The sequence below is a fragment of the Streptomyces sp. NPDC001351 genome (assembly GCF_042896045.1).
Classification (GTDB): Bacteria; Actinomycetota; Actinomycetes; order Streptomycetales; family Streptomycetaceae; genus Streptomyces.
Genome location: NZ_JBIAWS010000003.1, coordinates 911,545 through 932,051 on the forward strand (window position 1 = coordinate 911,545; position 20,507 = coordinate 932,051).

14 protein-coding genes and 4 pseudogenes are annotated in these 20,507 nt (G+C 70.1%); 6 read left to right on the forward strand and 12 right to left on the reverse strand.

Annotation, left to right across the window (positions count from 1 at the left end; all coding sequences use genetic code 11):
• Positions 1–128 precede the first annotated feature (128 nt).
• The 3 genes from ACFY1U_RS14360 to sucC form a co-directional block, all read right to left on the reverse strand.
• The gene (locus ACFY1U_RS14360) at positions 129–1,670 is read right to left on the reverse strand and encodes an aldehyde dehydrogenase family protein (RefSeq protein WP_390694420.1); all 1,542 of its coding nucleotides are present in this window, start codon (positions 1,668–1,670) and stop codon (positions 129–131) included.
• A gap of 136 nt (positions 1,671–1,806) precedes the next feature.
• Positions 1,807–2,706 (reverse strand): succinate--CoA ligase subunit alpha, encoded by a 900-nt coding sequence (gene sucD / locus ACFY1U_RS14365; protein ID WP_390694421.1) that lies wholly within the window; start codon positions 2,704–2,706, stop codon positions 1,807–1,809.
• An 11-nt stretch (positions 2,707–2,717) separates the two neighbouring features.
• Complete coding sequence (sucC, locus tag ACFY1U_RS14370; RefSeq protein WP_390694422.1) at positions 2,718–3,848, reverse strand: ADP-forming succinate--CoA ligase subunit beta; 1,131 nt, start codon at positions 3,846–3,848, stop codon at positions 2,718–2,720.
• A gap of 177 nt (positions 3,849–4,025) precedes the next feature.
• On the opposite strand from sucC, the gene ACFY1U_RS14375 reads away from it, so the two are divergent.
• The 5 genes from ACFY1U_RS14375 to ACFY1U_RS14395 all read left to right on the forward strand — a co-directional run bounded on the left by ACFY1U_RS14375 (position 4,026) and on the right by ACFY1U_RS14395 (position 12,048).
• Complete coding sequence (locus ACFY1U_RS14375) at positions 4,026–5,708, forward strand: thiamine pyrophosphate-binding protein (protein ID WP_390694423.1); 1,683 nt, start codon at positions 4,026–4,028, stop codon at positions 5,706–5,708.
• Positions 5,709–5,718: 10 nt separating this feature from the next.
• On the forward strand, positions 5,719–6,960 hold the full coding sequence (gene frc, locus ACFY1U_RS14380; protein ID WP_390694424.1) for a formyl-CoA transferase: 1,242 nt from the start codon (positions 5,719–5,721) through the stop codon (positions 6,958–6,960).
• A 4-nt stretch (positions 6,961–6,964) separates the two neighbouring features.
• Complete coding sequence (locus ACFY1U_RS14385) at positions 6,965–9,109, forward strand: acetate--CoA ligase family protein (RefSeq protein WP_390694530.1); 2,145 nt, start codon at positions 6,965–6,967, stop codon at positions 9,107–9,109.
• Positions 9,110–9,229: 120 nt separating this feature from the next.
• On the forward strand, positions 9,230–10,654 hold the full coding sequence (locus ACFY1U_RS14390) for an OFA family MFS transporter (RefSeq protein ID WP_390694425.1): 1,425 nt from the start codon (positions 9,230–9,232) through the stop codon (positions 10,652–10,654).
• A 2-nt stretch (positions 10,655–10,656) separates the two neighbouring features.
• The gene (locus ACFY1U_RS14395; protein WP_390694426.1) at positions 10,657–12,048 is read left to right on the forward strand and encodes an OFA family MFS transporter; all 1,392 of its coding nucleotides are present in this window, start codon (positions 10,657–10,659) and stop codon (positions 12,046–12,048) included.
• 82 nt (positions 12,049–12,130) lie between these two features.
• Here ACFY1U_RS14395 and ACFY1U_RS14400 read toward each other — a convergent pair.
• The 7 genes and pseudogenes from ACFY1U_RS14400 to ACFY1U_RS14430 all read right to left on the reverse strand — a co-directional run.
• Positions 12,131–12,663 (reverse strand): annotated as a pseudogene (locus tag ACFY1U_RS14400) (hypothetical protein); the annotation flags it as partial.
• Positions 12,602–13,000 (reverse strand): annotated as a pseudogene (locus ACFY1U_RS14405) (glycosyl hydrolase); the annotation flags it as partial. The pseudogenes ACFY1U_RS14400 and ACFY1U_RS14405, both read right to left, overlap by 62 nt.
• A gap of 33 nt (positions 13,001–13,033) precedes the next feature.
• Positions 13,034–14,038 carry a sugar phosphate isomerase/epimerase family protein gene (locus tag ACFY1U_RS14410; RefSeq protein WP_390694427.1) on the reverse strand — a complete coding sequence of 335 codons (1,005 nt, stop codon included), beginning with the start codon at positions 14,036–14,038 and terminating at the stop codon, positions 13,034–13,036.
• Between the two features lie 14 nt (positions 14,039–14,052).
• Positions 14,053–15,261, reverse strand: a complete 1,209-nt coding sequence (locus ACFY1U_RS14415) for a Gfo/Idh/MocA family protein (RefSeq protein ID WP_390694531.1) — start codon at positions 15,259–15,261, stop codon at positions 14,053–14,055.
• 65 nt (positions 15,262–15,326) lie between these two features.
• A pseudogene (locus ACFY1U_RS14420) lies at positions 15,327–15,578 on the reverse strand (sugar ABC transporter substrate-binding protein); the annotation flags it as partial.
• Positions 15,577–15,927: pseudogene (locus ACFY1U_RS14425) on the reverse strand (ATP-binding cassette domain-containing protein); the annotation flags it as partial. The pseudogenes ACFY1U_RS14420 and ACFY1U_RS14425, both read right to left, overlap by 2 nt.
• A gap of 94 nt (positions 15,928–16,021) precedes the next feature.
• Positions 16,022–17,218 (reverse strand): ROK family protein, encoded by a 1,197-nt coding sequence (locus ACFY1U_RS14430; protein WP_390694428.1) that lies wholly within the window; start codon positions 17,216–17,218, stop codon positions 16,022–16,024.
• Between the two features lie 189 nt (positions 17,219–17,407).
• Here ACFY1U_RS14430 and ACFY1U_RS14435 point away from each other — a divergent pair, with 189 nt between their 5' ends.
• On the forward strand, positions 17,408–18,598 hold the full coding sequence (locus tag ACFY1U_RS14435) for a low temperature requirement protein A (RefSeq protein ID WP_390694429.1): 1,191 nt from the start codon (positions 17,408–17,410) through the stop codon (positions 18,596–18,598).
• A gap of 17 nt (positions 18,599–18,615) precedes the next feature.
• Here the strand turns inward: ACFY1U_RS14435 and ACFY1U_RS14440 are convergent, their stop codons facing one another.
• Positions 18,616–19,293: a GntR family transcriptional regulator gene (locus tag ACFY1U_RS14440; RefSeq protein ID WP_390694430.1), complete on the reverse strand. Its 678-nt coding sequence runs from the start codon at positions 19,291–19,293 to the stop codon at positions 18,616–18,618.
• A 138-nt stretch (positions 19,294–19,431) separates the two neighbouring features.
• Complete coding sequence (locus tag ACFY1U_RS14445) at positions 19,432–20,370, reverse strand: beta-ketoacyl-ACP synthase III (protein ID WP_390694431.1); 939 nt, start codon at positions 20,368–20,370, stop codon at positions 19,432–19,434.
• Between the last annotated feature and the right edge of the window lie 137 nt (positions 20,371–20,507).

The following is a 20,507-nucleotide window of genomic DNA, read 5'->3' on the forward strand; positions in this document are numbered from 1 at the left end:
TCGACGCCGGGATGCATCACGTCGTGCTCAGCCGGCCCCGCCCCTGTCCGCGAGGAGCGGCACGGTGGCTGGCCGACAAGGTGATCGCCGGGTGGCACCCCTGAGGCGGGGCGCCACCCGGGCGTCGGTCACGGCATGAGGTGGTAGTCCGGGAAGTTCCCAGGCAGTCGCTCTCCCGCCGGACCCTGGGTCACGGCGCGCACCAGCAGCTCGCCACCGACGAAGGCGCCGCGCCAGGAGGCGCCGAAGCCGCCGAACAGTTCGTCGCGGTCACCGCGTGAGCGCGGCTTGCCATGGCCGACCTTGAACGCCCGGATCTGCGGGGCCAGCCGGTCGAAGGTCGCCCGGTCGTCCGTGGACAGGGTGGCCACCAGCGCGCCGTTGGACGCGTTCATCGCGGCCAGCAGCTCCGCCTCCGTGTCGACCAGGACGATGCTGTCGACCGGGCCGAACGGTTCCGCGTGGTGCAGGGGTGAGGACGGCGGCGGGTTGAGGAGCGTCACCGGATGGACGTATGCCGAGGTGTCCTGGCCGGGCAGGAACCGGCCGTCGGCCTCGCTGCCGCGGTGCAGCGGGACCGCGCCCCGGTCGATGGCCTCGGCGACCTGGTCGCGCAGCTCCTTGGCCTTGGCCGCGTTGATGACCGGCCCGAAGTCCAGCTGCGGATACGGGTCGTCGCCGTTCTCGACCGCCAGCGGGTGCCCCACCTTGAGCGTGCGCACCGCCGGGAGGTACGCCGCGAGGAACTCGTCGAACAACTGCCGCTGGACGACGAAGCGCGGGTACGCCGTGCAGCGCTGCTTGCCGTAGTCGAAGAGCTTCGGGATCACCGCGGTGAGCGCGTCCCAGTCCGAGTGGTTCCAGATGCCCCAGGTGTTGAGTCCTTCCTGTTCGAGTACATGCCGCTTGCCGAGGTCGGCGACGGCCGTGGCGACCGCGGCACCGGTGTCACGGCCGCCCACGAAGGAGACGCAGCCGATCTCGGGCGCCCGTACCAGCGCCTGGGACAGCTCGCCCCCGCTGCCACTGACGAGGGTGGCGGGAATCCCCTCGCGGGCGGCGAGCGCACAGGCCAGGGTCAGACAGGCGAGGCCGCCGTCGGTCGGGGTCTTGGCGATCACCGCGTTGCCTGCCAGTGCCTGGACCAGCATGGCGTGAACGAGCACGCTCATCGGATAGTTCCAGCTCGCGATGTTGGACACCGGCCCGTCCAGCGAGGTGCGCCCGTCGAGCATCGGGTCGATGCCGTCGACGTACCAGCGCACGCCGTCGATGGCCCGGTCGACGTCCGCCTGCGCGAGCCTCCAGGGCTTGCCGATCTCCCACACCAGCAGCAGGGCGAGGAGTTCGCGGTGCTCGGTGAGGGCGTCGAGGGTGGCCGCGACGCGGGCGCGGCGCTCGTCGAGGGGGACGTGCCGCCAGGCGCGGTGCTGGTCGAGCGAGGCGCGCACAGCCTGGTGCGCGGTGTCGCGGTCGAGGCGGGGCGGGCCGGCGATGGGGCTGCCGTCGACGGGGCTGGTGGCGGGCAGGGCCCGGCCGTCGGCCTGCCAGGCGGAGTTCCAGAGGTTGAGGACGCGGTCGTCCTGGAAGGCCTCCGGGGCGACGGACAGGCAGCGCTGCCAGGCGTCGGCCCAGGACGTGCCTGATTTGAGGGTGAGGGTTGTTGCCATAGGGGTTTCTCCGCTCTCGGTGCACAGTCGGGGGCGGGGGTGCATGGCTCGTCGCGCGCCGGCTCGCACTGCCGTGCGCGGACGTCGTGCGAAGGAGGCCGTGACGCACGCGGTGGTGCGCCACGGTCGCCTCACATCAACTATGAGCGGCCGCGCGCCCGCGTTCGAGACACGCGAGCACAAGTTTCGCCGTCTCGGTCGGTGTGTTTCCCACACTCACCCCGGCGGCCTCCAGAGCCTCCTTCTTCGCCTGGGCGGTGCCGGAGGAGCCGGACACGATGGCGCCCGCGTGCCCCATCGTCCTGCCCTCGGGGGCGGTGAATCCGGCGATGTAGCCGACGACGGGCTTGGTGACGTGCTCGCGGACGTATGCGGCGGCGCGTTCCTCGGCGTCGCCGCCGATCTCCCCGATGAGGACGATCAGTTCGGTGTCGGGGTCGTCCTGGAAGGCGGCCAGGCAGTCGATGTGGGTGGTGCCGACGACCGGGTCGCCGCCGATTCCGACACATGTCGAGAAGCCGATGTCGCGGAGTTCGTACATGAGTTGGTAGGTGAGCGTGCCGGACTTGGACACCAGGCCGACGCGGCCCGCCTTGGTGATGTCGGAAGGGATGATGCCCGCGTTGGACTGTCCGGGGGTGATCAGACCCGGGCAGTTGGGGCCGATGACACGCGTGCCCTTCGCCTTGGCGTGGGCGTGGAAGGCGACGGAGTCGTGGACGGGGATGCCCTCGGTGATGACGACCGCCAGGCCGATGCCGGCGTCGGCGGCCTCGACGACGGCCGCCTTCGCGAAGGCGGGCGGCACGAAGACGACGGAGACGTCGGCGCCGGTCGCATGGATGCCCTCGGCGACCGATCCGAAGACGGGGACGCCACGGTCGTCGAAGTCGACGGTGCGGCCCGCCTTGCGCGGGTTGACGCCGCCGACGATGTTCGTGCCGGCCGCGAGCATGCGCCGGGTGTGCTTCATGCCCTCGCCGCCGGTCATGCCCTGGACGAGGACCTTGCTCTCCTTGGTGAGGTAGACGGCCATGTCGGGCTCCTTCAGCCGCTGGTGGCGAGTTGGGCGGCACGGCCGGCGGCGCCGTCCATGGTGGTGGCCTGCTGGACCAGGGGGTGCGCGCGCTCGTCGAGGATGGCGCGCCCGCGGGCCGCGTTGTTGCCGTCGAGCCGCACGACGAGTGGTTTGGTCAACTGCACTCTGTCCAGGGCCTGCACGATGCCGTCGGCGACCGCGTCGCAGGCGGTGATTCCGCCGAAGACGTTGACGAAGACCGACTTGACGGCCGGGTCGGACAGGATGACCGAGAGGCCGTCGGCCATGATCTGGGCGGAGGCTCCGCCGCCGATGTCGAGGAAGTTGGCGGGGCGGGCGCCGCAGCCCGCGACGACGTCGAGGGTCGACATGACCAGGCCCGCGCCGTTGCCGATGATGCCGACCTCGCCGTCCAGCTTGACGTAGTTGAGGCCCTTGGCGGCGGCCGCCGCCTCCAGGGGGTCGTCGTGCTCCACGTCCTCGGCGCCCCAACGGGCCTGCCGGAAGCGGGCGTTGTCGTCGAGGGTGACCTTGCCGTCGAGGGCGAGGATCTGCCCCTGCGACGTCCGCACGAGCGGGTTGACCTCGACGAGGACGGCGTCCTCCCGGACCAGGACCTCCCAGAGCCGTACGAGGACGTCGACGGTCTGCGCCGGCAGTCCGGCCGCCTCGGCGATCTCGTTCGCCTTCGCCGAGGTGACGCCCTCGGCCGGGTCGATGTGGATACGGGCCACCGCCTCCGGCCGGCTCGCGGCGACCTCCTCTATCCCCATGCCTCCCTCGGCGGAGGCGATGGCGAGGAAGCGGCCCGCCGCACGGTCGAGCACATAGGAGGCGTAGAACTCCGTCTCGATGTCCACGGGCTGGGCCAGCATCACCTTGCCGACCGTGTGGCCCTTGATGTCCACACCGAGGATCTGACGTGCGGTGAGCTCCGCGGCGGCCGGGTCCGCGGCGAGCTTCACACCGCCCGCCTTGCCCCGCCCACCGGTCTTGACCTGCGCCTTGACGACGACGCGACCGCCGAGCCTGCGGGCGATCTCACGTGCTTCCTTGGGCGAGTCGGTGACCTCGGCCCTCGGCACCACGATGCCGTGTTCCTCGAAGAGTTCCCTTGCCTGGTGCTCGTACAGGTCCATTTCGGCTCCTGACCGCTGTGTCTTCTGGGAGGGACCCCCAGACCCCCGGAAATTGCCGCACGCCCCCTGGACACCACTCACTGGATGCGGGATAACAAGGTTCATACAGTATTCGTCGACTGTATGCAATGTACCGCGAGAGCAGTTCGAACCCCTACGAAGGGACAGGACTTCGCCATGCCCGACGACACCCAGGACGTGATTTCCGGTGGTCATCTCGTTGCCAAGGCACTCAAGGCCGAGGGGGTCGACCGCATCTACACCTTGTGCGGCGGCCACATCATCGACATCTACGACGGTTGCGTCGACGAGGGCATAGAGGTCGTCGACGTCCGCCATGAGCAGGTCGCCGCCCATGCCGCCGACGGTTACGCCCGTCTCACCGGCAAACCCGGCTGCGCGGTCGTCACCGCGGGTCCGGGCACGACGGACGCCGTCACCGGTGTCGCCAACGCCTTCCGCGCGGAGTCCCCGATGCTGCTGATCGGCGGTCAGGGGGCCCTCACCCAGCACAAGATGGGGTCCCTGCAGGACCTGCCGCACGTCGACATGATGACGCCGATCACCAAGTTCGCGGCGGCCGTGCCGGACACGGCCCGCGCGGCGGACATGGTGTCCATGGCCTTCCGTGAGTGCTACCACGGCGCGCCGGGCCCCTCCTTCCTGGAGATCCCCCGCGACGTGCTGGACGCCAAGGTGCCGGTGAGCAGGGCACGCGTGCCGAAGTCCGGCGCCTACCGCGCCTCGACCCGCTCGGCCGGTGACCCCGAGGCCGTCGAGAAGCTCGCCGACCTGCTCGTGCACGCCGAGAAGCCGGCCATCCTGCTCGGCAGCCAGGTGTGGACGACCCGCGGCACCGAGGCGGCCATCGACCTCGTACGGACCCTCAACATCCCCGCCTATATGAACGGGGCGGGCCGCGGCACCCTCCCGCCCGGCGACCCGCACCACTTCCAGCTCTCGCGCCGGTACGCCTTCTCCCACGCGGACGTCATCGTCGTCGTCGGCACGCCCTTCGACTTCCGCATGGGCTACGGCAAGCGGCTCTCCCCCGACGCGACCGTCGTGCAGATCGACCTCGACTACCGGACGGTGGGCAAGAACCGCGACATCGACCTCGGGATCGTCGGCGACGCCGGGCGCGTGCTGAAGTCGGTGACCGAGGCCGCCTCCGGACGCATCAACGGCGGCGCCGCCAAGCGCAAGGAGTGGCTCGACGAGCTGCGCGCCGCCGAGCAGACCGCGATCGAGAAGCGGCTGCCGAGCCTGCGGTCCGACGCCTCACCGATCCACCCCTACCGCCTGGTCAGCGAGATCAACGACTTCCTCACCGAGGACTCCATCTACATCGGCGACGGCGGCGACATCGTCACCTTCTCCGGGCAGGTCGTCCAGCCCAAGTCACCCGGGCACTGGATGGACCCGGGCCCGCTCGGCACCCTCGGCGTCGGCGTCCCCTTCGTACTCGCGGCCAAGCAGGCACGGCCCGACAAGGAGGTCGTCGCCCTGTTCGGCGACGGCGCCTTCTCCCTCACCGGCTGGGACTTCGAAACCCTCGTCCGCTACGGCCTCCCCTTCGTCGGCATCGTCGGCAACAACTCCTCCATGAACCAGATCCGCTACGGCCAGGCCCAGAAGTACGGCCTGGAGCGCGAGCGGGTCGGCAACACCCTCGGCGACGTCCACTACGACAAGTTCGCGCAGATGCTGGGCGGTTACGGCGAGGAGGTCCGCGACCCCGCCGACATCGGCCCGGCGCTGCGGCGTGCCCGTGAGTCGGGCAAGCCGTCGCTGATCAACGTCTGGGTCGACCCGGACGCGTACGCCCCCGGAACCATGAACCAGACGATGTACAAGTGAGGTGGCCCGCATGACTGGAACGCCCGCCAAGGCCCTCGCCGGCATCCGCGTCCTCGACATGACCCACGTCCAGTCCGGGCCCTCCGCCACCCAGCTGCTCGCCTGGCTCGGGGCGGACGTGGTCAAGCTGGAGGCGCCGACCGGTGACATCACGCGGGGGCAGCTGCGCGACCTGCCGGACGTCGACTCCCTCTACTTCACGATGCTCAACTGCAACAAGCGGAGCATCACCCTGAACACCAAGACCGAGCGCGGCAAGGAGATCCTCACCGAGCTGATCCGGCGCTCCGACGTCATGGTCGAGAACTTCGGACCGGGCGCGGTCGACCGTATGGGTTTCACCTGGGACCGCATCCAGGAGATCAATCCGCGGATCGTCTATGCCTCCATCAAGGGGTTCGGGGACGGCCCGTACACCAACTTCAAGGCGTACGAGGTCGTCGCGCAGGCCATGGGCGGGTCGATGTCGACCACCGGTTTCGAGGACGGGCCGCCGCTGGCGACGGGGGCCCAGATCGGGGACTCGGGGACGGGCGTCCACGCCGTGGCGGGGATACTCGCGGCGCTGTTCCAGCGGGAGCACACCGGGCGCGGTCAGCGGGTGAACGTGGCCATGCAGCACGCTGTGCTCAACCTCTGCCGGGTGAAGCTGCGCGATCAGCAGCGCCTGGCCCACGGCCCGCTCGCTGAATATCCCAACGAGGACTTCGGCACGGAAGTTCCCCGGTCCGGAAACGCCTCGGGCGGCGGCCAGCCCGGCTGGGCGGTCAAGTGTGCGCCGGGCGGCCCCAACGACTACGTGTACGTCATCGTGCAGCCCGTCGGCTGGAAGCCGATCAGCGAACTCATCGGCCGGCCGGAGCTGGCCGATGACCCCGAGTGGGCGACGCCCCAGGCCCGGCTGCCCAAGCTCAACAAGATGTTCCAGCTGATCGAGGAGTGGTCCTCGACGCTTCCCAAGTGGGAGGTGCTGGAGCGGCTCAACGCGCACAACATCCCGTGCGGGCCGATCCTGTCCACCAAGGAGATCATCGAGGACGACTCGCTGATCGCCAACGAGATGGTCGTCACCGTCCCGCACCCCGAGCGCGGCGAGTTCACCACGGTGGGCAGCCCGCTCAAGCTCTCCGACTCCCCCGTCGAGGTGACCAGTTCACCCCTGCTCGGCGAGCACAACGAAGAGGTCTACATCGGCGAACTCGGCCTCGGCGACGAGGAACTGCGCCTGCTCAAGTCGAACGGAGTGATCTGACGTGATGGCCGAAGACCGGGAGCCGAGGGTGCGGTCGCTCCTCGACACTGCGCGGGCCGAGGGCCGCACCGCGCTCACCGCACCCGAGGGCAAGGTGATCGCCGACGCGTACGGGATCGCCGTACCGGGTGAGGAGTTGGCGACCGACGTCGACGAGGCCGTCTCGTACGCCGCGCGCTTCGGCGGGCCCGTGGTGATGAAGATCGTCTCCCCGGACATCCTGCACAAGACCGACGCCGGCGGTGTGATCGTCGGCGTCGAGGGCGCCGCGGACGTCCGGGCCGCGTTCCACGAGATCGTCGAGAACGCGCGCGCGTACAACGCGTCCGCGCGCATCGAGGGCGTACAGGTCCAGGAGCTGCTCCCGCAGGGGCAGGAGGTCATCGTCGGCGCGGTGACGGACCCGACGTTCGGGAAGGTGGTCGCCTTCGGGCTCGGCGGTGTGCTCGTCGAGGTCCTCAAGGACGTCACGTTCCGCCTGGCGCCGGTGAGCGCCGACGAGGCGCTGTCCATGCTGGACTCGATCCGCTCGGCGGAGGTCCTGCACGGGGTGCGCGGGCAGGCGGGCGTCGACCGGTGGGCGATCGCCGAGCAGATCCGCCGGGTCTCGCAACTGGTCACGGACTTCCCGGAGATCGCGGAGGTCGACCTCAACCCGGTGATCGCCACTCCTGAGGGCGCGGTCGCGGCGGACATCCGCGTGATCCTCGCCGAGTCGGTGCCGAAGCCGCGGCGCGCGTACACGCGCGAGGAGATCCTCACCTCCATGCGCCACCTGATGCAGCCCTCGTCCGTCGCCGTGATCGGTGCCTCCAACGAGCAGGGCAAGATCGGCCACTCGGTGATGCGCAACCTCATCGACGGCGGCTTCGCCGGAGAGATCCATCCGGTGAACCCCAAGGCCGATGACATTCAGGGCCGCAAGGCGTACAAGAGTGTCACGAACGTTCCCGGTGAGGTGGATGTGGCGGTCTTCGCGATCCCCGCCAAGTTCGTGGCCTCGGCACTGGAGGAGGTGGGACGCAAGAAGATCCCGAACGCCGTGCTGATCCCCTCCGGGTTCGCGGAGACCGGCGAGCACGAGCTCCAGGAGGAGATCGTCGCGATCGCCGAGCGGCACGGCGTGCGCCTCCTCGGGCCGAACATCTACGGCTACTACTCGACGTGGCAGGACCTGTGCGCCACGTTCTGCACGCCGTACGACGTCAAGGGCGGTGTCGCGCTGACCTCGCAGTCCGGTGGCATCGGGATGGCCATCCTGGGTTTCGCGCGCACCACGAAGACGGGTGTGTCGGCGATCGTGGGCCTGGGCAACAAGTCGGACCTGGACGAGGACGACCTGCTCACCTGGTTCGGCGAGGACCCGCACACCGAGTGCATCGCGATGCATCTGGAGGACCTCAAGGACGGCCGCGCCTTCGTGGAGGCCGCACGGGCGACCGTGCCGAAGAAGCCGGTCGTGGTGCTCAAGGCGGGCCGTACGGCGGCGGGTGCGAAGGCCGCCGGTTCGCACACCGGGGCGCTGGCGGGCGACGACGCCGTGTACGACGACATCCTCAGGCAGGCGGGTGTCATCAGGGCGCCGGGGCTGAACGACATGCTCGAGTACGCGCGCGCGTTGCCGGTGCTTCCGGCTCCCCAGGGCGACAACGTCGTGATCATCACCGGGGCCGGCGGCAGCGGTGTGCTGCTGTCCGACGCGGTGAGCGACAACGGGCTGTCCCTGATGGAGATCCCGCCGGACCTCGACGAGGCCTTCCGCAAGTTCATCCCGCCCTTCGGGGCCGCCGGCAACCCCGTCGACATCACCGGAGGCGAGCCTCCGTGGACGTACGAGGCAACGATTCGGCTGGGCCTTCAGGACCCGCGCATCCACGCGCTCGTCCTCGGCTACTGGCACACCATCGTCACTCCCCCGATGGTCTTCGCGGAGCTCACCGCGCGCGTGGTGGCCGAATTCCGGGAGCGCGGCATCGAGAAGCCCGTGGTGGCCTCCCTCGCGGGTGACGTCGAGGTCGAGGAGGCCTGCCAGTACCTCTACGAGCGAGGGGTCGTGGCTTATCCGTACACGACCGAGAAGCCGGTGGCCGTGCTGGGTGCGAAGTACCGCTGGGCGCGGGCGGCGGGCTTGTTGGGGGGCGGTTCATGAGGTGAGCGAAGCGCGGGGCCGGCCGACAGTGCGGTCGGCCGGCCCCGGGACCCGTGCGCACGCGAAAGGCATTGGACAGGGGGCGCTGGCCAGAGCTTTCGATGCAAGGGGTGCTGAGCGATGACAACCACCGACCACTCGACGTCCGTCCCCTACAGGGAGGTGACGGATCGCCATGGCCGCGTGTACCGGATCGGTGAGTCCGATACCGACGTCATGGGCCGACCACGCAAGTGGATGGTCGTCCTGCCCTGGGTGGGGATGATGGGCATCAGCTCCGCCGAGTACGCGTTCACATCGGCGGAGGACACGCTCCACGAGGCTCATCTGTGGAGCAGCGGACACATCTTCTGGCTGATGGGCGTCTGGGTGTTCTTCCAGGCGGCCGTGGCCTTTCCCGCCGGGCAGCTGCGGGAGAGCGGCAGGCTGCCCGCCCGTACGGCGATGATGATCGGCGCCGTCGGCACCATGCTGGGCTATCTGTCGCTGGCGTACGCGCCGAACGTGGCCGTCGCGTATGTCGGCTTCGGCATGTGCAGCGGCATCGGCGCCGGTCTCGTCTACGCGACCTGTGTGAACATGGTCGGCAAGTGGTATCCGGAGCGCAAGGGCGGCAAGACGGGCTTCGTCAACGGCGGTTTCGCCTACGGCTCCGTGCCCTTCGTCTTCCTGTTCACCTCGTACATGGACCTGAGCAACTACCGGACCGTGCTCGCCTCTGCGGGCATCGGGCTGTGCCTGCTGGTGGCCGCGGCCGGCTGGTTCTTCCAGGACCCGCCGAAGAACTGGTGGCCCGCGCACGTCGACCCGCTGAGGATGACCGACGACCCGAAGATCCGCCGGGCCCTGGAGAAGAACCCGCCCGCCGTCAAGCAGTACACCCCCAAGGAGGCCGCCCGTACCCCCGTCCTGTGGATGATGTGGTTCTGTCTGCTGTGCACGGCCGGCATCAACATCTTCGGCATCGCCTTCCAGGTGCCGTTCGGCAAGGACATGGGGTTCGCGGGCGGGGTCGTGGCCACCGCGATGTCCCTGAAGGCCGTCGTCAACGGCACCGGGCGCGGTGTCATCGGCTGGATCTCCGACCTCCCCCACGCTCGAACAAGCTCGCGCGGGGGCACCCCCATCGGCCGGCGCAACACACTGATCATCGTCTGCATCGTGCTCGGCACGGCGCAGTTCGGTGTACTGGTCTCCGGCCAGCTGGGCAGCATGCCGTTCTTCCTGTTCTGCTCCATGGTCTCCGGTTTCGGCGGCGGCGCGATCTTCCCGCTGTTCGCGGCCATGACGGCGGACTACTTCGGCGAGAACAACAACGCCACCAACTACGGAATGGTCTACAGCTCGAAGCTGATCTCCGGGCTCGTCGGCTCCGGCCTGGGCGCGGTCGTCGTCGGCGCATGGGACTACCACGGCGCGTTCGTGCTGGCGGGTTCCATCGGCCTGGCCTCCGCGGTGCTGGCGCTCTTCCTGAAGTCCCCGGGCCGGCCGAAGGCCCGGCGCATCGTCCCCAACCCGCACCCGCTCGGCGAGGAGATGGCATAAGCATGACAGCAGACCCGCTCGCGGCCGATCCGACAGCCGCGAACCGTCCCTACCGTGAAGTGACCGACGCCCGAGGCCGCGTCTACCGCATCGGCGAGACCGACCGGGACATCCTCGGCCATTCGCGCAAGCTCATGGTGTACCTCCCGTGGATCGCCATGATGGCCATCAGCGTCTTCGAATACGCGTACGGCTCCGCGGAGGACACGCTGTCCCACGCGCACGGCTGGACGCAGTCCAACACCTTCTGGATCCTCAGCGTCTGGGTGTTCTTCCAGGCCGGCATCGCCTTCCCGGCGGGCTGGCTGCGCGAGAAGGGCATCCTGACGGCCCGCAAGGCCATGTACACCGGCTCCGGGATGTGTCTGGTCGGATTCCTCGCGCTGTCGCACCTGAGCAACGTGTGGCTGGCGATCCTGGGCTTCGGAGTCATCGGCGGGCTCGGTGCCGGCCTGGTCTACGCGACCTGCATCAACATGGTCGGCAAGTGGTTCCCCGAGCGCCGCGGCGCCCGCACCGGCTTCGTCAACGGCGGCTTCGCCTACGGATCGCTGCCTTTCATCTTCATCTTCAACTACGCCTTCGACACCGGGAACTACCACCGCGTCCTGGACCTGATCGGCTGCTACATCATGATCGTGGTGTTCGGGTGCGCGTTCTTCTTCAAGGACCCGCCGAAGAACTGGTGGCCCGCGGACATCGATCCGCTGACCTTCTCCGGGGCCCGGAAGGGCGCGGAGAGCCTTGCCAAGAACCCGCCTGCGACGAAGCAGTACACACCCAAGGAGGCCATCAGGACGGGCATGCTGCCGCTGATGTGGATCTCCATCGTGATGACCGCCGGTGTGTCGATCTTCGGGATCTCCTTCCAGGTCGACTACGCCAAGGACGTCGGCTTCGGCCCCCTGGTGGCAGCGTCCTCCATGGGTGTCATGGCGGTCATCAACGGCATCGGACGCGGTGTGGTGGGCTGGCTGTCCGACAAGTGGGGCCGCAAGTCGACCCTGGTGTTCGTCATCGTCGTCCTGGGACTGGCCCAGTTCGGTGTGATCCTGGCGGGCGAGATGAAGAGCGAGTGGCTCTTCCTGTTCTTCGCCTTCCTCTCCGGCTTCGGCGGCGGCGCGTTCTACCCGATGTTCGCGGCGCTGACCCCGGACTACTTCGGGGAGAACTACAACGCCACCAACTACGGCCTTGTGTACAGCGGAAAGCTGGTCAGCGGCCTGTTCGGCGGCGGCCTCGGCTCCATGGTGGTCGCGGCCTGGGGCTACAACGGGGCGTACGCGCTGGCCGGCGGCGTCTCGATGGTCGCGGCGGCGATCGCCCTGCTGCTGCGGCAGCCGGGACGCAGCAGCTCGGATGCGCCGGCCCCGCAACCGCAGCCCGCAGGCTGACGGTTGACGGCACACGCGCGTGAGGCGGCCCTCCCCGGGATTGCGGAGAGGGCCGCCTCACGTGTGCGCCCCTGTGGCGCCGTCAGCACTTCTCGCGCAGTGAGTGCAGGTAGGCGCTGGAGCGGCGTGCGAAGGTGAACGACTCGGCCGGCTGGTCGTGTTCGGTCTGCCAGTGGTGGGCGAGGCGCTCGCCGCGCAGCCGGGTCACGGCGGCGATGAAGCGCTGGTAGTCGATGTCGCCGACGTCTGGCGGACCTTGGGGTCGTCGGAGGCGAAGGCGAACTCATCGGAGTGGTTGTGCTGGTAGAACTTCATGCCGCGCGCCTTGGCCGCCGCGCCGTACGCGTTGAACTCCTCGGCGGCCCGCTTCCAGGCGTCGACGCTGTTTCCGTAGCGGCCCGGGTTCGCCGCGGTGCCGATGTGCTTGAGGCCGAGAGCCTGGGCGTCGTCGAGGACCTTGGTGAGGTTCTGGGCGAAGGTGTAGGCGCTCGGGTCACTGGAGTAGTAGCCGACGTGGCTGCCGATCGGGTTGAGGCCGTGGTCGACCTCGTCGTACGCCTTGGAGGCCTTCCTCGTCGTGGGAGTAGACGTCGAGCTTGCCGATGAGCCGTGTGTTTCCGGCGGCGTCCGTGAGGCGGAGTTCGCCGTCGCGCGAGGTGTGCAGGACCGAGCGGTCCGGGAGGACGGCGAGGGACATCGGCTCGCCGACCTCCGCCTCCCCCTTGGCGAGGGTGACCTGCCGGAAGTCCTCGGCGGCGGCTGCCGCGGGGGCCGCCCCCGGGTCGGCGACGGCTGCGCCGGCCCGGGGAGCGGTGAGGGTCAGCGACGCGCCCGCCGGCAACACGTCACTGAACAGGGCGGCTGCTGGTGGTGCGGTCGTTCCCGTGCACGAATGCCTCCAGTGAGGGGCCGGTTGTACGGGCGGGTGCGGTACGCCGGGATGCGCCGTCATCCCGGAACACACGGAAGAAGGAACGGAGTCGGGTTACTCGTTGCCTCCGAACGCCGCGTCGAAGGAGGCCGACGGCGGCTCGAAGTCGTATGCCTTCAGACGGGTCAGGGCTTCTGGTGCACCCTGGAGCCGGTCCATGCCGGCGTCCTCCCACTCCACGGAGACGGGCCCCTGGTAGTCGATGGAGCGCAGCATCCTGAAGACGTCCTCCCAGGGGACGTCACCGTGGCCGGCCGACACGAAGTCCCAGCCGCGGCGCGGGTCGCCCCAGGGCAGATGGGAGCCGAGGCGGCCGTTGCGGCCGTCGAGGCGTTTGCGGGCCTCCTTGCAGTCGACGTGGTAGATCCGGTCGCGGAAGTCCCACAGGAAGCCGACGGGGTCGAGGTCCTGCCACACGAAGTGCGAGGGGTCGAAGTTCAGACCGAAGGCCGGGCGTCCGCCGACTGCCTCCAGGGCGCGCCAGGTTGTCCAGTAGTCGTACGCGATCTCGCTCGGGTGGACCTCGTGCGCGAACCGGACACCCTCCTCGTCGAAGACGTCGAGGATCGGGTTCCAGCGTTCGGCGAAGTCCTCGTAGCCGCGCTCGATCATCGACTCCGGGGCGGGCGGAAACATGGCGACCAGATGCCAGATCGCGGACCCGGTGAAGCCGATGACGGTGTCGACGCCGAAGGCGGCCGCGGCGCGCGCGGTGTCCTTCATACGGTCCGCCGCGCGTCGTCGCACCCCTTCCGGGTCGCCGTCGCCCCACACCTCGCCCGGCAGGATGGCCCGATGGCGCTCGTCGATGATGGCGTCGCAGACGGCCTGGCCGACCAGATGGTTGGACACGGCCCAGCACTTGAGGCCGTACTTGTCGAGCAGTTGCTTCCTGGACTCGATGTACGTGGAGTCCGCGAGCGCCTTGTCGACCTCGAAGTGGTCGCCCCAACAGGCGAGTTCGAGCCCGTCGTAGCCGAAGTCGCGGGCGAGGCGGCAGACCTCCTCGAGCGGGAGGTCGGCCCATTGTCCGGTGAAGAGCGTGAACTGTCGCGGCATGCGCAGGGGCCTCCTCAGACCGCTATGGGCGTGTAGACGGAGTTCTTCTCGGCGCTCTCCTCCACCGCGGCCAGTACGCGCTGCACCTGCAGGCCGTCGGCGAAGGAGGGTTCGGGCCTGCGGCCCTCGGCGATCGCGTGGACGAGGTCGCGGGCCTGGTGGACGAAGGTGTGCTCGTAGCCGAGGCCGTGGCCCGGCGGCCACCAGGCGTCCAGGTAGGGGTGGTCGGGTTCGGTGACGAGGATGCGGCGGAAGCCGGCGTGCGCGCCGGGTTCCGTGGCGTCGTGGTACGATAGCTCGTTGAGGCGCTCCAGGTCGAAGGCCAACGAGCCGCGCTCGCCGTTGAGTTCGATGCGCAGGGCGTTCTTGCGGCCGGTCGCATAGCGCGTCGCCTCAAAGGAGGCCAGGGCGCCGGAGGTGAAGCGGCCGGTGAACAGGGCGGCGTCGTCGACGGTGACCTGTCCGGTGCCGGCGGAGGCGACCGAGGACAGTCCGCTGGTGGCGCCGACGGGCAGCGGCCGCTCCCGTACGAAGGTTTCCGTCAGGGCGGAGACCCCGGCCAGCCGCTCCCCCGCCAGGTACTGCGCGAGGTCGACGATGTGCGCACCCAGGTCGCCGAGCGCGCCGGAGCCGGCCTGGTCCTTGCGCAGCCGCCAGGTGAGCGGGAACTGCGGGTCCACGAGCCAGTCCTGGAGATACGTCACCCGGATGTGCCGCAGGGCGCCGAGCCTGCCCTCGGCAATCATGTTCCGGGCGAGCGCGGTGGCCGGCACCCGGCGGTAGTTGAAACCGACCATCGCCAACTGGCCACGTCCATAAGCCGCTTCGGCTGCGGCGGTCATCGCCGAGGCCTCCTCGACCGTGTTGGCGAGGGGCTTCTCGCACAGCACGTGCTTTCCGGCGGCGAGGGCGGCCAGGGCGATCTCGGCGTGGCTGTCGCCGGGGGTGCAGATGTCCACGAGGTCGATGTCGTCCCGGGCGATCAGGGCCCGCCAGTCGGTCTCGGCCGAAGCCCAGCCGTGCCGGTCGGCCGCCGCGCGCACGGCCTCCGGGTCGCGTCCGCAGATCGCGGCCAGGACCGGGCGGCGGGGCAGGTCGAAGACGTGGCCCGCGGTGCGCCAGCCCTGGGAGTGGGCGGCGCCCATGAACGCGTAGCCGACCATGCCTACGCGCAGCGGCGGCGTCGCGGCCTCCGGTCCGTCCGACTGCTGGGGCTGTCCCATACGGATGTCCTCCTCGTCCTCGTAGTGATGGCCCCGCGGGGGGTGCGGGGGCAGGATGCGGCCCAGCGGAAGCCGGTGGGCATGTACTGGTCGACGTTGGTCTTGTCGACGACGGCCGAGCAGAGCGTCAGCGAGGCCGGGATCTCGAACTCGGCGAGACCGCTTGTGCCCTTGCCCCGGCCGAGCGCCCGGGCCAGGTCGATCGCGGAGGCGGCCATCGTCGGCGGATACAGGACGGTCGCCTTCAGTACGCCGTTGTCCTGCTTGATGGCCTGGAAGGCGCAGAGCGCGCCCGCCCCGCCGACCATCAGGAAGTCCGCGTACGACGAATCCGGCGGCCGTGGGTTCATGGCCGAGGTGGACGTTCTCGGCCACCGACAGGTGCTCCACCAGGTCGAGTTCCTGGTAGATGGTGGCGATGCCCAGGCGCATGGCGGCGATCGGCGAGCGGAGGGGGACCTCCTCGCCGCCGGCGGATGGTGCCGGTGTCGGGCTGGTGGGCACCGGCCAGCACCTTGATGAGGGTGGACTCCCCGGCCCGTTCTGGCCGAGCAGGCAGTGCACTTCACCGGCCTGGACGTCGAGGTCGACGCCGTCGAGGGCCCGGACTCCGGGGAACGACTCGGTGATGCCGGACATGCTGAGCAGCGCTGGTTCTGGTGCCATGAGGTCCCCTTGGCGGGCGTGCGGGCCGGTTTCAGGGCGCTTTCGGGCAGGCGTGTTCAGGGCAGGGCGGGGCAGGACGCCGTACCGGTGATCTTCAAGAACGGGTTGGTTGCGCAGGCGAGAAGAGGTGGTCGCTGATGAGCCGCGCCGCGCCGATGACGCCGGCGGTCGGGCCCAACTCCCCGAGGACGATGGGCAGATGGCCCGTCGCGAGGGGCAGCGACTGGCGGTAGACCTGGGTGCGGATGGCGGCGAGCAGGGTGTGGCCGAGGCCGGTCACCCCGCCGCCGATCACCACCAGGCCCGGGTTGAAGAAGGAGACCAGGCCGGCGATGACCTGGCCGGTCCGGTTGCCGCCCTCGCGGATCAGATCGAGGGCGGTGGCGTCGCCCGCGGCGGCCGCGGCGGCGACGTCGACGGCGGTGAGCGTGCCGTTCGCCGCCAGCCGCGAGGCGAGTTCCTCGGAGCGCCCCTGCTCGGCCGCCGCCGTGGCGTCCCGGGCGAGGGCCGCCCCGCTGAAGTGGGCTTCCAGACAGCCCCGGTTGCCGCAGGCGCACGGGTTGCCGTCGGGCACGGCCTGGATGTGCCCGATGTCTCCCGCGCTGCCCGTCACGCCGCGGTGGACCTCACCGCCGGCGACGATGCCGCAGCCGATGCCGGTGCCGATCTTGACGCAGAGGAAGTCGCCCACGGAGCGTGCGACGCCCGCGTGCTGCTCCCCCATCGCCATGAGGTTCACGTCGTTGTCGACCATGACCGGGCAGCCGAGTTCCTGGCTGAGCGCCTCCCGTACGGGGAAGCCGTCCCAGCCCGGCATGATCGGCGGAGCCACGGGGACGCCCTCGGGGAAGCGGACGGGTCCCGGGACGCCGATGCCGGCGCCGTCGAAACCCTCCGCGAGCCCCGAGGCCCGCAGCTTCGCGGCCATGGACAGGACTTGCTCGAAGACCGCGACCGGGCCCTCGCGTACGTCCATGGGCTGGTTGAGATGTTCGAGGATCTCCAGCTCGGCGTTGGTGACGGCGACGTCGACCGAGGTCGCGCCGATGTCGACGCCGAGGAAACGCAGGCCGGGTGCGAGCCTGATGTTGTGGGAGCGGCGGCCGCCGCGCGAGGCGGCGAGTCCGTCGGCCACGACCAGGCCGGTCTCCAGCAGCCGGTCCACCTCCACGGCCAGTTTGGACCGCGACAGATCGACCTGGTCACCGAGCTGCGCACGGGAGTTGGGTCCTCCGTCGCGCAACAGCTTGAGCAGCCTGGCCTGATGGGCGTTCGCGGGTCGTGCCGTCATGCGTCTCACGAACCCCTCCCCGCCTCAATCGGCCACCAGTGTCCGGGCTTTCGAGGGGAACGTAGCAGCGAACCGCGCACCTGAGAAGAAGCTGTGCACGCATTCGTCCAACTTTCTCCACTCACAGGACAAAGACTGAACTGCCCGCCGCCCCATACGATCTGGTCAGCACCGGTTCAGGGGGAACGCATGAGCACCACGGAACGCATGAACACCGCAGCGGAGGAGCCCGGCCGCCGGGTCACGACGCTGGAACTCTTCTTCGACCTCGTCTTCGTCTTCACCCTCACCCAGCTCAGCGTGCTGCTCGCCGGCGACCTGACGTTCGCCACGGCGGGCCGTGTGGCGCTGATCTTCGTGGTGCTGTTCTGGATGTACGGCGCCTACGCGTACCTCACCAACCAGGTCCCGCCCGACCGCCCCTCCCGGCGGCTGCTGCTGATGCTGGGCATGGGCGCGTTCCTGGTCTGCGCGCTGGCGATCCCGCGCGTCTTCGACGACACCGGAGTGGTCTTCGGGCTCGGCTTCCTGGCCGTCGTGGTCGTGCACACCACCCTCTACACCCGCAGCCACGGCCGGGACGCGATCTGGTACGGCGTCCCCAACTCGCTGGCCGCGCTGGCCGTCACGGCGGCGGGCCTCCTCGACGGGCTCGCGGCGGACGGGCTGTGGCTGCTCGCGCTGCTCCTGCAGTTCGTGACGCCGTTCCTGGCCGAGCACGGCCCCGGCCGGGCCGACGGGCGGTCGGCCGCGGCCCTGCGCGTTCAGCTGGGCAGCCTGGACCCGGCGCACTTCGTGGAGCGGCACGGTCTGCTGCTGATCGTCGCGTTCGGCGAGTCCGTCATCGCGATCGGCACCGGGATCGGCGAACTGCCGCTCACCCCGGGCCTGTTCGGCGGGGCGTTCCTGTCGCTGGCGCTCGCGGTCGCGCTGTGGTGGACGTACTTCGTGCGGGACGAGGAGGCCGCCGAGGCGGCGTTCCGGAACACGCCGGCACCGAATCGCTGGCGGCTGGCGATGAACGCCTACTACTACGCGTTCCTGCCGATGCTGCTCGGCATCGCCTACCTGGCCACGGGTGTGAAGAAGACCCTGGGCCACCTCACCGAGCACCTGCACACCGGCCCCGCCCTGGCCCTCGCGGGCGGCGTGGCGCTCTTCCTCGCGGGGGACGCGGCCTTCCGGACGGTCCTGCGTCTGCATCCCGTCCGCTTCCGGGCGACCGCCGCCCCGGTCCCCCTGGCCGCCGCGCTGCTCGGCGTCCACCTGTCGGCGGTCGCCGAACTCCTCGCGCTGGTGGGCGTGTTGGTGGTCATGCTGGCGGTGGAGGCACGCTGGTGCGCGGCGAGCGAGGCACCACGGGATCTCGTGCGAACCTGACCGCTCCGTGGCTCAGGTCAGGACTGCGCCCGGTCGTGGTACGACCGCCGGGTGTGCTCGGTGTGCTCCCGCATCAGCCGGGTGGCCCGCTGTTCGTCACGGTCGGAGATCGCGGCGATCAGCTCGCGGTGCTCGGTCCAGGACTGCTGTCCGCGCTGCCGGGCGATGGGTGTGTAGTACCAGCGCACCCGGCGGTCGACCTGGGCGGCGAGCTCGGCGAGGACCGCGTTGCCCGCCAGTTCCATGATCTTCGCGTGGAAGCGGGCGTTCATCGTGACGGCGCCGTCCACGTCGTCCGCGGCGACGGCCTTCTCGCCCTCCGTGCACAGCTCCTCGAGGACCGCGATGCCGGCGCTGCCCGCGTTGGCGGCGGCGAGCCGGGCCGCCTCGGCCTCCAGCAGCGTGCGGACGGTGAGGAGCTGGTCGGCCTCCTCCTCCGTCGGCTCGTGCACGAACGCGCCCTGGGCGGGCCGCAGATCGACCCAGCCCTCGGTGTTCAGGCGCTGCAGCGCCTCCCGTACGGGCTGCCGGGACACCCCGAGGTGGCCTGCGAGTTCGCTCTCGACGAGGTGCTGGCCGGGCTGCAGGGCGCGCGTGGTGATCAGTTCCAGGAGCGCTTCGTAGACGCGGTCGCGCAGCGGGCCGGGCCGTTCGAGCTTGGGCACCGCGCCCTGCGGCAGTCCTGTCGACAACATCGGTCGGTCCCCCTCCTGAGCGGCGCGGAGCAACTGCGGCCGGAAAGCCAGTATGGATTGTCTTTCGTCTACAGTCTACGGCGCACCGGGGCCAGGGGTGCGGGGGGCGAGTGCGTCACATCGGACCGTGCGCGCAGGTCACGGGCAGCGGACGACCTGTCCGGCGTACGACAGGTTCCCGCCGAAGCCGAACAGCAGCACCGGGTCCCCGGTCGAGATGGCCCCCTGCTCGACGAGCTTGGAGAAGGCGAGCGGAATACTCGCGGCCGAGGTGTTCCCCGACTCGGCGACATCCCGCGCGACGACGGCGTTGACGGCGCCGATCTTCTCGGCGAGGGGCTCGATGATGCGCAGGTTCGCCTGGTGCAGGACGACTCCGGCGAGTTCCTCGGGGGCGAGCCCGGCGCGCTCGCAGGCCTTGCGGGCGATGGGCGGCAGCTGGGTGGTGGCCCAGCGGTAGACGCTCTGCCCCTCCTGTGCGAACCGCGCAGGCGTGCCCTCGATGCGTACGGCGTGCCCCATTTCGGGCACGGAGCCCCACAGCACGGGCCCGATTCCGGTCTCCTCCGCGGCCTCCACGACGGCGGCCCCCGCGCCGTCGCCGACGAGCACGCAGGTGGTGCGGTCGCTCCAGTCGGTCACGTCGGACATCTTGTCGGCGCCGATGACCAGCGCTCGCGTCGAGGCACCCGCCCGGACCGCGTGGTCGGCGGTGGCCAGGGCGTGGGTGAACCCGGCGCACACGACGTTGACGTCCATCGCGGCGGGCGAGGGGATGCCGAGCCGGGCGGCGACCCGGGCGGCCATGTTGGGCGAGCGGTCCACGGCGGTGGAGGTGGCGACCAGGACCAGGTCGATGTCACCGGGCGCGAGGCCGGCCGCCGCGAGCGCCTTGGCCGCGGCGTGGGCGGCCAGCTCGTCGACCGGCTCGTCGGGTCCGGCGATGTGGCGTGTGCGGATGCCCACCCTGGACGTGATCCACTCGTCACTGGTGTCGACCAGGCCCGCCAGGTCCTCGTTGGTGAGCACCTTGGCGGGCTGGTAGTGGCCGACGGCGGCGATGCGCGAGCCGTTCATTGGGCGGTCCCCCTCATTGCCTCGGGTAGCGGGATCCACCAGTCTGATCAGTGACTCACGGGTACGACGGCAGCCAAGACGACAGGATTCGAGCGCCAGGCTTGTCGGCTTCTGTCAGGTCTTCGGACGCCCGAACA